15 protein-coding genes are annotated in these 13926 nt (G+C 54.1%); 9 read left to right on the forward strand and 6 right to left on the reverse strand.

Annotation, left to right across the window (positions count from 1 at the left end):
- Positions 1–12: 12 nt before the first annotated feature.
- The 5 genes from DHN43_RS00775 to DHN43_RS00795 form a co-directional block, all read right to left on the reverse strand.
- Positions 13–534: a MarR family winged helix-turn-helix transcriptional regulator gene (locus DHN43_RS00775; protein ID WP_084404428.1), complete on the reverse strand. Its 522-nt coding sequence runs from the start codon at positions 532–534 to the stop codon at positions 13–15.
- 119 nt (positions 535–653) lie between these two features.
- On the reverse strand, positions 654–1127 hold the full coding sequence (locus DHN43_RS00780; protein WP_057465275.1) for a MarR family winged helix-turn-helix transcriptional regulator: 474 nt from the start codon (positions 1125–1127) through the stop codon (positions 654–656).
- Positions 1128–1157: 30 nt separating this feature from the next.
- Positions 1158–2444 carry a TRAP transporter large permease gene (locus DHN43_RS00785; protein WP_063288524.1) on the reverse strand — a complete coding sequence of 429 codons (1287 nt, stop codon included), beginning with the start codon at positions 2442–2444 and terminating at the stop codon, positions 1158–1160.
- Positions 2444–2953, reverse strand: a complete 510-nt coding sequence (locus tag DHN43_RS00790; RefSeq protein WP_063288523.1) for a TRAP transporter small permease — start codon at positions 2951–2953, stop codon at positions 2444–2446. Before DHN43_RS00790 ends, DHN43_RS00785 begins: the two co-directional genes overlap by 1 nt.
- The gene (locus DHN43_RS00795) at positions 2950–3978 is read right to left on the reverse strand and encodes a TRAP transporter substrate-binding protein (RefSeq protein WP_057465278.1); all 1029 of its coding nucleotides are present in this window, start codon (positions 3976–3978) and stop codon (positions 2950–2952) included. The genes DHN43_RS00790 and DHN43_RS00795 overlap by 4 nt, the downstream gene beginning before the upstream one ends.
- A gap of 199 nt (positions 3979–4177) precedes the next feature.
- Here DHN43_RS00795 and DHN43_RS00800 point away from each other — a divergent pair, with 199 nt between their 5' ends.
- From DHN43_RS00800 to DHN43_RS00835, 8 genes are all read left to right on the forward strand, one after another.
- A complete protein-coding gene (locus tag DHN43_RS00800; protein ID WP_108817420.1) occupies positions 4178–5137 on the forward strand; it encodes a PDR/VanB family oxidoreductase in 960 nt (319 codons plus the stop codon).
- A gap of 83 nt (positions 5138–5220) precedes the next feature.
- On the forward strand, positions 5221–6576 hold the full coding sequence (locus DHN43_RS00805) for an aromatic ring-hydroxylating dioxygenase subunit alpha (RefSeq protein ID WP_108817421.1): 1356 nt from the start codon (positions 5221–5223) through the stop codon (positions 6574–6576).
- Positions 6557–7039: an aromatic-ring-hydroxylating dioxygenase subunit beta gene (locus DHN43_RS00810; protein ID WP_063288520.1), complete on the forward strand. Its 483-nt coding sequence runs from the start codon at positions 6557–6559 to the stop codon at positions 7037–7039. Before DHN43_RS00805 ends, DHN43_RS00810 begins: the two co-directional genes overlap by 20 nt.
- 17 nt (positions 7040–7056) lie before the next feature.
- Complete coding sequence (locus tag DHN43_RS00815) at positions 7057–8676, forward strand: AMP-binding protein (protein WP_108817422.1); 1620 nt, start codon at positions 7057–7059, stop codon at positions 8674–8676.
- Complete coding sequence (locus tag DHN43_RS00820; protein ID WP_108817423.1) at positions 8673–9851, forward strand: thiolase family protein; 1179 nt, start codon at positions 8673–8675, stop codon at positions 9849–9851. The genes DHN43_RS00815 and DHN43_RS00820 overlap by 4 nt, the downstream gene beginning before the upstream one ends.
- A complete protein-coding gene (locus tag DHN43_RS00825) occupies positions 9851–11110 on the forward strand; it encodes an SDR family NAD(P)-dependent oxidoreductase (RefSeq protein ID WP_108817424.1) in 1260 nt (419 codons plus the stop codon). The genes DHN43_RS00820 and DHN43_RS00825 overlap by 1 nt, the downstream gene beginning before the upstream one ends.
- A gap of 2 nt (positions 11111–11112) precedes the next feature.
- Complete coding sequence (locus DHN43_RS00830; protein WP_108817425.1) at positions 11113–11919, forward strand: cyclase family protein; 807 nt, start codon at positions 11113–11115, stop codon at positions 11917–11919.
- Positions 11919–12647, forward strand: coding sequence for an SDR family NAD(P)-dependent oxidoreductase (locus DHN43_RS00835; RefSeq protein WP_108817426.1), 729 nt, complete (start codon positions 11919–11921; stop codon positions 12645–12647). Before DHN43_RS00830 ends, DHN43_RS00835 begins: the two co-directional genes overlap by 1 nt.
- A 64-nt stretch (positions 12648–12711) precedes the next feature.
- On the opposite strand, the gene soxR is transcribed toward DHN43_RS00835, so the two are convergent.
- Positions 12712–13179, reverse strand: a complete 468-nt coding sequence (soxR, locus tag DHN43_RS00840; protein WP_108817427.1) for a redox-sensitive transcriptional activator SoxR — start codon at positions 13177–13179, stop codon at positions 12712–12714.
- 92 nt (positions 13180–13271) lie between these two features.
- Here soxR and DHN43_RS00845 point away from each other — a divergent pair, with 92 nt between their 5' ends.
- Entirely contained in the window at positions 13272–13913 is a 642-nt protein-coding gene (locus tag DHN43_RS00845; protein ID WP_108817428.1) for an MBL fold metallo-hydrolase, read from the forward strand.
- Positions 13914–13926: the final 13 nt, after the last annotated feature.

Here is a 13926-nt window from a genome sequence, read left to right on the forward strand (position 1 = left end):
GAGAAACGCGCCCTAGAAGTCGTGCTTTCGTATGTTTGCCAGCACCTTGCGCAGTGTCACCAAAAAGGCGTCATGCTCGGCTTGCGAGACGCCAGTGAACATTGTGCTGTATTCATCGCGCATATGCGGCCACATTTCAGCAAAGGCAGACCGTCCCGCCTCAGTCAGAAAAATATGGCGCACGCGGTTGTCCTGCTCGCTCGCTTTACGGTGGATCAGACCTTCCTTTTCCATCGCATCCAGCGTGCGGCTCAAAGTCGATTGCTCGATCACCGAATAAACCGAGAGTTCGTTGATCATCAGCCCGTCCACGACTGACAACACAGCAAGTGCTCTCATCTTGGCGACCGACAACCCTGATCTGCTCAATTTTTCGCGCAGACTCTCGTTGTATCTGCCCATGATCCGGTTCATCAGATAGGGCGCAAAATGGCCCAGCCCGACTTCTCCCAGAGATCTCGGCGTGGATACTGGTTTTGAGTGTTGTCCGTCCTGTTCAGTTTCGGGAGCTTGATCACCGAGAATCTCGTTCATGTGGTGCACTCTTTCTTTTTTGAACAAGCCCCACCTCTCTCGTAGAGCTTGAAAATGATTATATGCATTTACATATTTATATCAACTGCAATCCTGTAGATTATAGCGTAAATATGTGATCATTCATTGTTTTCGAGAGTCTCGATCATGCGAGAGAGAAAACCTTTCACCTGCGCGATATCATTCATGCCAAGCTGACGGATCAACCGCTCTTCATGAGCACTGGCCTGCGTGACGAGTTGACCGGCGAGTTCCCTGCCCTTCTCGCTCAAAAAGATGCGGACACGGCGGCGGTCTGCCTCATCAGAACGGCGTGTCACCAGCCCTCTTTCTGTCATCTGATCAATGGTTTTGGTGAGGTGAGATTGCTCCATCAAAGCGAAGCGGGCCAACTGAGTTACCATCTGGCCGTCATTGTCTCGAAGACACGCCAGTACGCGCCATTCCGGGACGCGTACGCCTGCGCCCCGGATTTCTTCGTGAAACTGCCCGCTTGCCAGATGGCTTGCCGATGCCAGCAGATACAAAAGGTACCCGTCTACAAAGCCGGATTCCTTTTCATGCGTGTCGATTTCATTCAGGTCTGCGTCCACCGGCCAGCCTCTTCTTTTGTTTTTGCCGCGCTACATTGAGTACGGAATGATAAGTGCGAGTCCCGGAACTGCAATTAGCAGGATCAAGCGCACAACATCCATAGCAACAAATGGAACTACACCGACAAATATCTTTTCGACCGGTACCTCAGGCGCAACTGAGCGCATAACAAACACGTTCATGCCGATTGGAGGCGTGATGAAGCTCATTTCTGTGACGATAATGACGAAGATGCCGAACCAGATTGGGTCAAACCCAAGACCTGTGACGATTGGAAAGAGAATCGGCACTGTGAGCGTGACCATGGACAGGCTTTCCAGCAGGCAGCCCAGCACCAGATAGATCAGCACGATCATGGTGATGATGGCATAGGGTCCGACGCCAAGGGCATTTACCCATGTGCGCAGGTCCGTCGTCAGACCGGAAATGTTCACATAGTTCAGGAAATAGAGAGCCCCGAACAGAATGAAGAACATCACAGCTGTGGTTTTGGCTGTCTCAAACAGAGTGTTAAGCGTCTCCCGATAGGTTAGTTTGCCCCGCATTGCGGTCAGAACCAGCGCTCCGCCTGCTCCGATGCCAGCCGCTTCCGTGGCTGTGAAGACGCCGAGATAGATGCCCCCCAGCACGCAGACGAACAAAAGCAATGCCCATGACACACCGCGCAGAGCGATGATCCGCTCTATCAGGGGCAGTTTGCTCTGAACTTCCAGCTCCTCCTTAAACATGAAGAGCGACAAGCGCACGGCGAGCATATAGCCGATGACGCCGACGAGGCCCGGCAAAATGCCAGCCAGGAACAGCGCGCCAATGTTTTGCTGTGTGAGAATACCGTAGATGACAAGAATAACGGAGGGCGGGATCAAAATACCCAGCGTTCCACCTGCTGCGATGGAAGATGTTGCCAAGCGGTCCGAATACCCAAACCGGCGCATGGCTGGCAGAGAGACGCGTGCCATGGTTGCGGTGGTCGCCAGAGATGACCCGCAAACCGAGGAAAAGCCGCCACAGGCAACGATGGTTGCCATGGCCAGACCGCCTTTGCGGTGTCTCAACCAGGCGTTTGCCGCCGTATACATGTCACTGGCGATGCCAGACTGGACGATGAGATTGCCCATGAGCAGGAACAGGGGCACGACCGACAGGGTGTAGCTTCGACCGCTGTCAAAATAGACCTGTCCGACAAGGTGAAATGCAGGAGGCAATCCAATGATGGACGCAACTCCGAAAAAACCAACGGCAGCCATTGCAAAAGCAATTGGCACGCCTACAAAAATCAATGCCATCAGAATGGCAAGACCCAGATACCATTCCATCAGGAACCGCCCCCAACACCTCTAGGAATTCTCAGGACAGCAAGCACGAATGTGATGAATGCGCAAAACGCACAAATGACACCGGCTGCTTTTGCAAATGGAGCAAGAGGGATGCGTAAATACACCGTCACTTCCTGATAACTCGCAAGCTGCGTTCCGTGTTGCCAGAGCTCCCAGGCCACAACGGACAGGACCACAGCTACAAACATGCGTGAAAAGAACATTTGCAGGGCGGCTACTCCGCCTTTGAACTTGGAGGTGAACAGGTCTACCGTGATGTGCCCATCATCCAGACACACTGCTGGAAGGCCTGTAAAGATCACCGCCATGAGCAGCAGTTCTGTATATTCCGGCGCTCCGGGCAATGGGCTTGAAAACAGGTAACGGCCAATCACATCAATGACCGTTACTGCGACCAGCGCCAGAAGCAGTATTCCGCAGAGCACAGAGGCGCCCGAACGAAGCTTTCGTCGGGCGCGCGCTGCTAGATCAACCAGATTCCCACTCATTTTTCAGAGGCAACCGCTGCAACTTCTTTTTGGAGCATGTCCATGGCAACTTCAAAGTCGATGCCTTTTTCGCCGTAGGATTTAGCAACACCGTCAAACATTGGACGAGTGGCTTCTTCCAGCTGAGCACGCTCTTCTGCGGTGGCATCGTGAATGGTCACTTTACCTTCCATCTGCTCCAGCCCCCATGCATCCGCAGCATTCCATGCGGCGCCCGCAAGACGGGAGAAGGCTTCGCCAGAGATGGCCTCAATGGCTTTCTGATCCGCTTCTGACAAGCTGGAGAACTTGGCGTTGTTGGCGATGAAGAAGAAGGAGACGTTGTACAGACCACCTTCTACGCGCAGGCCGTTGCTGAGCAAGCCATCCAGTTTGAAGAACGGGATGGATTCAGTCGGGAACACGATGCCGTCAGCAATGCCGCCGGACAGGATCTCATAGGACTGTGGTGCTGGTGCCTGAATGGCCACCATGTCCATAGCCTGAACCAGCTGGTTGGTAATGCTGCCAGCAACGCGGATCTTTGCGCCTTTCAGCTCGCTCAGAGGTGAGACAGCACGGTCGGTTGTGTAAAGCAGGCCGGGACCGTGGGTGAAGACGCCCAGAACCTTTGAGCCGCGGTGCTCATTGGCTTTTGCCAGCGTGCTTTCATAGAGACGCCAGTAGGCAACGGACAGGCTGGTGGCGTCCGTTGCAAGGAAAGGCAATTCTGCTATCTGTGTGAGTTTAAAGCGGCCCGGTGTGTAACCGTGCACGCCGTATGTGAGATCAGCAATGCCGTTTGCGGCGAGGTCAAAGTGCGCTGGTGGCGGGCCGAGCGGTGCATCGAGGATTTGTACAGAGACGCGTCCCTCTGTGACTTCCTTCACTTTGGCCGCCCAAGGCACCATCATACCTTTTACGATCGGGTGTGCCGGTGGTAGCCAGCTGGACATGCGCAATACGGTTTCCTGCGCCATGGCAGATGCGCTGACAGAGAGCGCGGTAATAGTTGCAGCTGCAAATATCTTGAGTTTCTTATTCATGTTCTCCCTCCCCAGAGAATACAGGATGAATGAGAAAAATGTGCACACATACCGTGGGTTAATCAAGCACAAATATGAAACGGAAACTATTTCCAGTTCATGCATTGACATTGTTTTATATGATATCGCATATTATATTTCTCATTTATGCGAGAGGAGACTCTCCTTGTTTTGGCTCTGAGGGAGGACGCCAAAAAGCATGAAAACACTTATTATTGAGGGGGTTCGGACGACCGCCCCAAAAATCAAACAGTTTGTTCTCAAAGCCGAAGATAATGCGCAGCTTCCGCAATTTGAAGCTGGTGCACATATCGCAGTTCAACTTAAGGATGGCTCTTCTCGTCAATATTCTCTGATCGATTTTGGTGAAAACTTACCCTACGAGAATCAGCGATACATGCTCGGTATACTTTTGGAGCAAGACGGAAGTGGCGGTTCGGCTTACATGCATTCTTTGCAGGTGGGCGACGCTGTTCAGGTTGACGTACCAAAGAACGATTTTCCGCTGATTGAAGACGACAGACCGGTTGTTCTGATTGCAGGCGGCATTGGCGTGACGCCGATTATCAGCATGGCTGCTGCGTTGAAGCGCGCAGGCAAAGCCTATGCACTGCACTACTCTGGCCGCACGCTGGACGGGATGGCATTCAGGGATGAGCTTGCAGACCTCTGCGGTGATGCATTGAACATTCATAGTGATGACGATCCTGAGCGCTGTCTGGATCTAGGCGCTCTCATTCCAACGCTCGATACTCGCAGCCATATCTATGTATGTGGTCCGAAGGGAATGATTGAAGCCGTGCGCGAGACGGCACTGACTGCTGGCTTTGGTAAGGAGCAAATCCACTTTGAACTGTTTGCTAGCGCTGCTTCTTCAGGCGATGATGACAGTGACGGGTTTGAGGTGGAGGTTAAATCCTCTGGCGAGGTGTTTTGGGTGCCACAGGATAAATCCATCGTGGATGTGCTGGAAGACGGCGGCCTAGACCTTGTTTACGATTGCCAGCGCGGGGACTGCGGGATTTGTCAGGTGGATGTGCTTGAGGGTGAGCCAGACCACCGGGACGTGGTGCTGAGTGATGATGAGAAAGCGGCTGGTGACGTGATGCATATTTGCGTATCGCGCGCCAAGTCCAAACGACTGGTGCTGGATTTGTAAAAGATAATTTCGCGTATTTTCCGGAGGGACGCATTTTAAAGCTCCGGTCAGTATGCGCTCTAAGCTTTTTGGGAGGGGAGCTTATGACCATGAAATACAAAGATAACCCGCAGGCGGTGGCCGACCTTGTGCGCCCCGCTGAGGTTCATCGCGATCTTTACATCGACGATGAAGTGTTTGCCCTGGAGATGAAGCATCTGTTTGCCTCCACGTGGGTTTATGTGGGGCATGAAAGTCAGGTGCCCAATGCTGGCGATTATTTCGCGACCGATGTTGCTGCTCAGCCTATTTTGCTAGCACGACATACGGATGGCGAGGTGTATGTGCTGCACAATCGCTGCCCGCATAAAGGCACCAAGATCGTCATTGATCGTACAGGCAATACGGGCAAGTTTTTCCGCTGTCCTTACCATGCGTGGTCGTTCCGCACCAATGGCAAGCTGCTCGCAATCCCGCTGAAGAAGGGGTATAAAGACACCGGTTTTGAGCAGAGCGAGGCTGGGCAAAGCGGTCTGCCGCCTGTGGGCGCGGTGAAGAACTACCGCGGCTTTATCTTTGTGCGCATGAACCAAGAGGGCATCAGCTTTGAGGAGTTCTTCGGCGGCTCCCTCTCCTCTCTCGACAATATGGTGGACCGCTCTCCGGTTGGTAAGCTAGAGGTGGCTGGCCCACCGCTGCGCTACATGCACAATTGTAACTGGAAGATGCTGGTTGATAACCAGACGGATACCTGTCACCCGATGGTTGCTCATGAAAGTTCCGCTGGCACCGCGGTTGAGATCTGGGAGAGCATAGAGAAGGACGAGAACACCAAAACACCTATGGCGATGGAGGTGATTGCGCCGTTCATGTCGCCCTATGAGTTCTTTGAGGATATGGGCATTCGTACGTGGCCAAATGGCCATGGTCATACAGGTGTGCATCATTCCATTCACTCGGATTACTCAGCTATTCCGGGTTATCTGGAGATGATGGTGGAAGCGTACGGCGAAGAACGTGCCAAGGCTATTTTGGGTGAGAACCGGCATAACACGGTCTATTTTCCGAACATCATGATCAAAGGCCCTATCCAGCAGTTGCGTGTGTTCATTCCACTGGCCGCCAATAAGACACTGGTTGAAAGCTATATCTTCCGCCTTGTTGATGCACCGGACATGCTGCTTGAGCGCACGGCTATGTACAACCGCCTGATCAACGCACCAACCTCCATTGTTGGGCACGATGATCTGGAGATGTATGAGCGAGCGCAGGAAGGCCTGCATTCTCAAGAACTTGAGTGGGTGAATGTGCAGCGCCTTTATGATGCTGACGAAGACCTGGATGAAGAAGCCGTTGAGAACGGGACGACGGAACGCCAGATGCGCAATCAGTTCCACGCCTGGAAGAAGTTTGTTGTTGCAAGCATGGAGGCCGAAGCTCGTGACCTTACCGACGCGTGATGACCTGATCGACTTTGTCTACCATGAAGCCCGGGTGATTGATGAAGGCCGCTTTGATGAGTGGCTGGAGCTTTGGGGCTCTGACAGCTACTACTGGATGCCGCTGGATTATCAGCAGGACAACCCGAAAAACATGACCTCGCTTATGTATGAGGATGCATTTTTGCGGAAGCTTCGTGTTGAGCGCCTCAATGGCCTGCGCACTTTTTCGCAAAAACCCAAGAGCCGCTGCTCTCATGTTTTAAACCGTCCTAGCATCGAGGCTTTTGATCCGAAGGCGGGCCAGTTTATCACCCGCACTGCTGTTCATTATGTGGAGACGCGGCTCGATGACCAATTCTTGCTGGCAGCCACCGTGCACCATCATTTTGAGATGGTGGAGGACGAGCTGAAAATTAAGCTGAAGCGTGTTGATCTGCTCAACTGTGATGCTGCCTTTGGCAACATCCAGCTGTTCATTTAAGAAAACAGGTTGTTTGAATGATTGAGCATAAATCTGTTTTCGGTGCGTTTTGTGATGCAGCTGAAAAGTGGCCGGATCGTCCGTTTGTGAATGTGTTGCCTGAGACTGCCGAGCTTTACGGCATTGAGGCTGGAGAGACCTCCTACACAGAAGCATTGGTTCAGGCGCTGAGTGCGGTGGCGCGGTATCGGCAAGCTGGCCTTCAAGCTGGAGACCGTGTTCTGGTTCTGCTTGAAAACCGCCCTGCCTTCTTTCTGCACTGGCTGGCCCTCAACGCTCTTGGCGTGGTTATCGTGCCGATCAATCCTGACCTGCAAAGCTCTGAGCTGGAGTACATCGGCAGACATGCAGAGCCTGTTCTGGCGATCTCAACACGTGAGCGCAAAGCGGATATGGAGCAAGCTGCGCGAGATAGCGGGCAAGGCTTTGCCTGTGCGACGCAGGAAGATGTCTTGCCCGTTGTGCGCACGCCTTCGGATGAGACCTATTCGCCTGCGCAAGAAGACCCTGCGGCGATGCTCTATACCTCTGGCACCACCGGGAGCCCAAAAGGCTGTGTGCTGGCTAACCGCTACTTTCTGGAAGCGGGGCATTGGTACGCCAATGCAGGCGGCACGTGTGCGCTGAAGGGCGATGGCGAGCGGATGATTACGCCGCTGCCGATCTTCCATATGAATGCGATGGCATATTCTGCCATGTCGATGATTGCTGTTGGCGGGTGCCTGACAGTTCTGGACCGCTTCCACCCGCGTTCCTGGTGGCAGAATGTGCGGGATAGTGGTGCAACCTGCCTGCATTATCTGGGCGTTATGCCTTCTATTTTGATGGGTCTGCCAGAAGCACCGGAAGACAAAGCCCATTCGGTGCGCTTTGGTTTTGGGGCGGGTATTGATTCCAAGCTGCATGTTCCGTTTGAGGAGCGCTTTGGTATTCCTCTGGTGGAAGCGTGGGCCATGACGGAAACAGGCGCTGGATCTGTGATTGCTGCCAATCAGGAGCCTCGTAAGCGCGGCATGAACTGCCTTGGTAAGCCCGGACCTGAGATGGATGTGTGCATCATGGGTGATGACGGTGTGCCTGTTACAGGAACCGAGCCCGGTGAGTTGCTGGTGCGGCGCAAGGGCGATGATCCGCGTGTCGGGTTCTTCTCCCATTACTTCAAGGATGATGCAGCGACCAATGAGGCATGGAAAGCCAACTGGTTTCATACGGGCGATATTGTTCGGCGGGATGAGGATGGAGATTTCTTCTTCGTGGATCGCAAGAAGAATGTGATCCGGCGCAGCGGCGAGAACATTGCCGCAGTGGATGTGGAATCTGTTCTCATGCAGCATCCGGATATTGAGGCGGTTGCTGTTTGTCCGGTACCAGACGCCATTCGCGGGGATGAGGTGTTTGCCTCTATCGTCTGGCGCGGCGAACAAACGAAGGATGCTGCAGAAGCGATTGTGCGCTGGGGGTTGGAGCGCATGGCCTATTACAAGGTGCCCGGCTACATCGCATTTTGCAGCTCGCTAAAACTGACCGGCACGCAGAAGATCCAGCGGGCGGCCCAAAAGCAGATGGCACTTGAACTGCTTGAAACATCAGAGGCGTTCGACACCATCCACCTGAAGCGGAGGCAGTTGGTTTCATGATCAAGCCACGCAAACGCATGGGGTATGACGGGGTTGTGGTGGCAGCACCTGCCAGCACTCCCTATGAACGTTATTCAACAGAGACTGCGCATTGGTGGATTGCCAAAGCGCTGCGGCAATCGATCAAATCTGCCGGTCTTACACCGCGCGATATTGACGGGTTTTCTGTCGCCAGTTTCTCGCTGTTTCCTGATACGGCTGTTGGCCTGACTCAGCATCTGGGGCTTGTTCCGCGTTGGCTGGATCATATTCCGCAGGGCGGCGCCAGTGGGCCCAGTGCACTGCGCCGGGCTGCTCGTGCCGTGCAATGTGGAGATGCCTCTGTGGTGGCGTGCGTTGCCGGGGACACCAACCACGTAGACAGCTTCCGGCGCATGCTCTCCAGCTTCTCCCGGTTTGCGCAGGATGCTTCCTACTCATATGGCGCTGGCGGGCCGAATGCCTGTTTTGCGCTGCTGACTGACTATTACATGCGTGAGTTTGGCGTGGGCCGTGAAGATTTTGGCCGGATCTGCGTTTCTCAGCGGGACAATGCTTTGCGCAATGAAAACGCAGTGATGAAGAAGCCACTGACCATGGAGGCTTATCTGACAGGCCGTGAGATCAGTGATCCAATTACCCTGTTTGACTGCGTGATGCCTGTTGCTGGCGCTGAGGCTTTTTTGGTGATGCGCGAAGAAGATGCGGTCGCCTCTGGGATTCCGCATGCGCATATCAGCGCGACCATTGAGCGGCACAATGCGTTTGCTGAAGATCCTATCCAGATGCGTGGTGGCTGGGAGATGGATATTGATGAGCTTTACGGCATGGCCGGGCATGGGCCAGAGAGCGTGGATCTGTTGCAGACCTATGATGACTACCCGGTCATCGTGATGATGCAGCTGGAAGATCTGGGCTTTTGCGCAAAAGGCGACGCGGCTCGGTTTATAGCGGATAAGGACCTAACCGTTTCCGGTGATTTTCCGCATAACACCTCCGGCGGGCAACTGTCTGCTGGTCAGGCTGGGGCTGCTGGTGGGTTTATTGGACTTGTTGAGGCCATCCGGCAGGTGACGGGTACGGCTGGGGCAACGCAGGTGGAGAATGCCAAGCGGGCTTTGGCTTCCGGCTTTGGGGTAATCAACTACGACCGCGGCGTGTGCACCAGTGCGGCGATTTTGGAAGGGGCGCGTTGATGGTCACACGGCTTCAAAAACCACCCAAAAAGAACCCGCAGGTGCGCACTCGTGTGCCCACCTTGCCTTCTCATTATCGTAGCCGTTCTGCGCTGTTCATGGCCGCAGCTGCCGCTGAGGGGCGGTTTATGCTGCAGGTCTGTGCTGAGCCAGATTGTGGGTCTGTTCAATACCCTGCACGGGATGCTTGCAGTTGTTGTTTGTCTGATCGGCTCGTTTGGCAGGATGTGTCTGCGCGCGGAAAGCTGATTGCAACGTCTACTGTGCGTACAAGCACCAACACGTATTTCCGTGAGCGGACACCATGGCGGCTTGGGACGGTGCATCTGGAGATTGGCCCCTCCGTTATGTGCCACCTTCACAGTGAGGTGGTTGTGGGGTCTGAGGTGCAGCTGATTAATCGGCTCGATAAGTCCGGACAAAGCGTTTTGCTGGCGTTGCCCATGGAGAAAGCTCAATTGCAGGAGGATGATATGCAGCTTCGTGAATTGACGTGCGATCCGAAATTCCGGCGCATTCTGATTACGGATGCCCGCAATCCGAATGCGTATGCACTGGCAAAGAGCCTGCTGGAGGCTGGAGCTTCTGCGGTGTTTGTTGGAGAAGCGGAGAGTTGGCGCCCCTACCCTGACCGCGCCAAACTTGAGTCCCTTCAAGGTGTTGAGCTGGTTTCTTTAGATGTGACTGACACTTCCTCCGTTCAGGAGCTTGCAGGCGAGTTTGGTGGCAAGGTCGATATTCTGATCAACAATGCCCGCTTTGTGCGGCCCGGTGGTATTCAGGGTCGTGGGGACGTGGGCTTTGCTATGGATGAGATGCAGGTCAACTATTTCGGCATGATGCGGCTGGCACAGGCCTTTGCCCCTGCCATGGCCGGACGCAGTGCGGATGGGGTGAACAGCGCAGTGGCGTGGGTGAACGTGCTCTCCGTCTACTCGCTGGTCAGCAATCCCGGCTTTGGCAGCTTTTCAGCCTCCAATGCAGCCGCGCATTCGCTCTCACAATGTTTGCGGGCGGAAATGGCGTCCTCTGGTGTGCGGGTGGTGAATGTTTATTGCGGGCCGACTGAGGATGAATGGCATCAGCCTTTGCCACCGCCCAAGGTGCCTGCGGGTGCGTTGGCGCGGGAGCTGGTGAAGGCGCTGCAAGCAGGGCTGGAGGATATGTATGTGGGTGACATTGCCAAGGACATCCGGCGTAAGTTCATGGAGAGCCCGAAGGTGCTTGAAAAAGAAATGACAAGTCTGGAGGCGCTTTGACCATGGAAGCCTTGAAAGAGAAACTGGCGAACCCGGTTGAGCTGCTGAGCTCTGCTTTGCTTTCCGGTGATGTGGAAGTGGTGGACCTGACGCATACGCTTGATCCGGATTTTCCGGTGATCGTGCTGCCACCCGAGTTCGGGCAGTGCGCCCGCTTTCGCATGGAAGAGATATCCGCTTATGATCATCGCGGTCCGGCATGGAAGTGGAACACCTTCACCTGCTCTGAGCATACGGGTACGCACTTTGATGCGCCGATCCATTGGATTTCCGGACGGGATCTGCCCAATAACACGGTGGACTCCATTCCCCCTGAGCACTTTGTTGGGCCGGTGGTGGTGATTGATTGCTCTGAAGGGTCTGCACAGGATGATGACTTTGAGCTGACACCGGAGATCATTGCCGAGTGGGAAGCCGAACACGGCCGGATTCCGGCGGACAGCTGGGTGTTTATGCGCACAGACTGGAGCAAGCGCCGTGGTGCTGCTTATCTGAATATGCGCGATGACGGGCCACATTCACCCGGACCGACACCGGACGCAATTCGGTTTCTGATTGAGGAGCGCGGCATTCGCGGGTTTGGGACAGAGACTGTGGGGACAGATGCGGGCCAAGGTGTGCATTATACGCCTCCCTATCCGGCGCATTTTTATCTGCACGGGGCTGGCAAGTATGGCCTGCAATGCATGTGTAATCTGGACCAGTTGCCTGCGACGGGTGCTATGATCTTATGTGCCCCGTTGAAGATTAAAAACGGGACAGGTAGTCCGCTGCGCGTTCTGGCGCTGGTGCCGAAGGGAGGCCGTTGATGTCTGAAGAATTCACAGCGGTCATCACAGGCGGCAACAAGGGCATTGGCGCGGCTTTGGCTCATGAAATGCTGGAGGCTGGTTATACGGTCATCTGCCTATCTCGCCGCGAGCCTGAGTTTGAGCACCCGAAGCTGCACTTTCATCAGACTGACTTGTTGGATCAAGCGCAAGTGAGCGCTGCGGCTGAAGCGATTGCAGATGAGCATGAGGTGACGCATCTCATTCACAATGCGGGGCTTATCTTCCCCAACCTGATTGAGGATGCCGAGGCTGAGGATATTGCCGGACTTGCCCAGCTTCATCTGGGATCAGCGTTGACGCTGCTCAAAGCGTTTTTGCCAAGCATGAAGGCCAATCAGTTCGGGCGCGTGCTGTTTAACGGTTCTCGTGCTGCTTTGGGAGCAAAGACACGGACGGCGTATAGTGCCTCCAAGGCTGGTATGATCGGGATGGCGCGGACGTGGGCGCTGGAGTTGGCACAGCATCAGATTACGGTGAATGTGGTGGCCCCGGGTCCAGTGAAGACAGACAATTTCTGGGGCATCATTCCTAAGGGCAGTGAACAGGAGCAAAAGCTGGCGGATGGTATTCCTGTTGGGCGCATCGGCACGGTGGAGGACATCACCAATGCCTTTATGTTCTTTGCTGATCCCAAGTCCAGCTTCATCACAGGGCAGACACTGTTTGTCTGTGGCGGGATGAGTGTGGGGACTGCCCTGCTGTAATTTTACGCAGTTAAAGTTCTGAATCAGATTCAACTCAAGACTACACATGTCTGATACCGCTGAGTCAGTGTTCTTCTGCTGGTCTTTTCCGACGCCACCCGAGTAAGTGGGCGCCTGCTCCATCACTGCCGAGTTTGTCTTCCGGGTTGAGGAGATGGCAGTCGGTCAGGGAGAGACAACCGCAGCCGATGCACTCATCAAGGCCTGCTCTCAGGTCCTGAAGCTCTGCAATGCGGTTGTCCAGATCCTGCTGCCACCAGGTGGAGAGTTTGGCCCAATCCGCTGCCGAGATCTTCTTCTCGTTGGGCAGTTGATCCATGGCCGCTTTGATTTCCTTAAGAGACACGCCCAGCTTTTGCGCGGCCTTGATCACGGCGATCTTACGCAGGACAGCTGCGGAGTATCTTCTATGGTTTGCGTTGTTGCGCCAGGAGCTGATGAGCCCCTTTTCCTCATAGAAGTGAACAGCAGAGACTGCGATGCCACTGCGCTCTGCGACCTGCCCGACGGTTAATCCTTGCAAGGAGACCATTGTCATTCCTCTATTTTTCGCCTTGACCTCAACATTACTTGAGGAATTAGAAGAGATCATGACAGTAATCAAGACCCAATGAGGAATGGCAGATGAACAAGATTTACGCGGACCTGTGGCAAGTCCCGCTCGAAAAGCGGTTCGGAACGCTCCTCTCGCATGCATATTTTTTAAAAACGCCAGCCAGAAACATCCTTATCTCAGCCTTTGAGAATTTGGATGAGGCGGCGCAGTTGCGCGAGTTAGGTGGAGTCAATGAGCATTACCTCACGCACAATCACGAGATCAGTGAAGGTTTGAGCGAGCTGAAGTTCGTTCTTGGTTCAACGCTGATCGGACATGAAAACATTCAAAAGTTCTTTAGTGGTGATGTCCAGCCAGATTTGCTTTTAAAGGGTTCAGGGCCATTTGTGGGCACTGACGGATTTCAGGCAATTTACACTCCGGGGCATACGGACAACAACCTGTGCTTCTATTACCCCTCACCCACTGGCAAGAATTATCTGTTTACCGGTGACACGATCTATCTGGACAATGGCCGCTTCAAAACACTGATCATGTCCAGTGATGGCGGCAACAAGCAAGAGCTCGTCACCTCACTGAAAAACCTGCGGGACCTGCCGGTAGATGTGATCTTTTGCAGTGTCGCCATGGGGAACTATGAGATTGTTGAGGTCACCCAGCCTGAATGGCACGCTCTGATGGATGAGAAGATTGCAGAGCTGGAACGCTGATGTAAAAAAAGCC

Source organism: Pseudovibrio sp. Alg231-02 (genome assembly GCF_900143565.1).
Lineage (GTDB): Bacteria > Pseudomonadota > Alphaproteobacteria > Rhizobiales > Stappiaceae > Pseudovibrio.

Excerpts from the sequence above, each read along its gene's own strand:
- DHN43_RS00835 (WP_108817426.1), top strand. The coding sequence starts at position 11,919 with ATGTCTGAAGAATTCACAGCGGTCATCACAGGCGGCAACAAGGGCATT.
- DHN43_RS00830 (WP_108817425.1), top strand. The coding sequence starts at position 11,113 with ATGGAAGCCTTGAAAGAGAAACTGGCGAACCCGGTTGAGCTGCTGAGC.
- DHN43_RS00845 (WP_108817428.1), top strand. The coding sequence starts at position 13,272 with ATGAACAAGATTTACGCGGACCTGTGGCAAGTCCCGCTCGAAAAGCGG.
- DHN43_RS00790 (WP_063288523.1), bottom strand. The coding sequence starts at position 2,953 with ATGAGTGGGAATCTGGTTGATCTAGCAGCGCGCGCCCGACGAAAGCTT.
- DHN43_RS00805 (WP_108817421.1), top strand. The coding sequence starts at position 5,221 with ATGACCATGAAATACAAAGATAACCCGCAGGCGGTGGCCGACCTTGTG.
- DHN43_RS00795 (WP_057465278.1), bottom strand. The coding sequence starts at position 3,978 with ATGAATAAGAAACTCAAGATATTTGCAGCTGCAACTATTACCGCGCTC.
- DHN43_RS00775 (WP_084404428.1), bottom strand. The coding sequence starts at position 534 with ATGAACGAGATTCTCGGTGATCAAGCTCCCGAAACTGAACAGGACGGA.
- DHN43_RS00825 (WP_108817424.1), top strand. The coding sequence starts at position 9,851 with ATGGTCACACGGCTTCAAAAACCACCCAAAAAGAACCCGCAGGTGCGC.
- soxR (WP_108817427.1), bottom strand. The coding sequence starts at position 13,179 with ATGGTCTCCTTGCAAGGATTAACCGTCGGGCAGGTCGCAGAGCGCAGT.
- DHN43_RS00820 (WP_108817423.1), top strand. The coding sequence starts at position 8,673 with ATGATCAAGCCACGCAAACGCATGGGGTATGACGGGGTTGTGGTGGCA.
- DHN43_RS00815 (WP_108817422.1), top strand. The coding sequence starts at position 7,057 with ATGATTGAGCATAAATCTGTTTTCGGTGCGTTTTGTGATGCAGCTGAA.
- DHN43_RS00785 (WP_063288524.1), bottom strand. The coding sequence starts at position 2,444 with ATGGAATGGTATCTGGGTCTTGCCATTCTGATGGCATTGATTTTTGTA.
- DHN43_RS00800 (WP_108817420.1), top strand. The coding sequence starts at position 4,178 with ATGAAAACACTTATTATTGAGGGGGTTCGGACGACCGCCCCAAAAATC.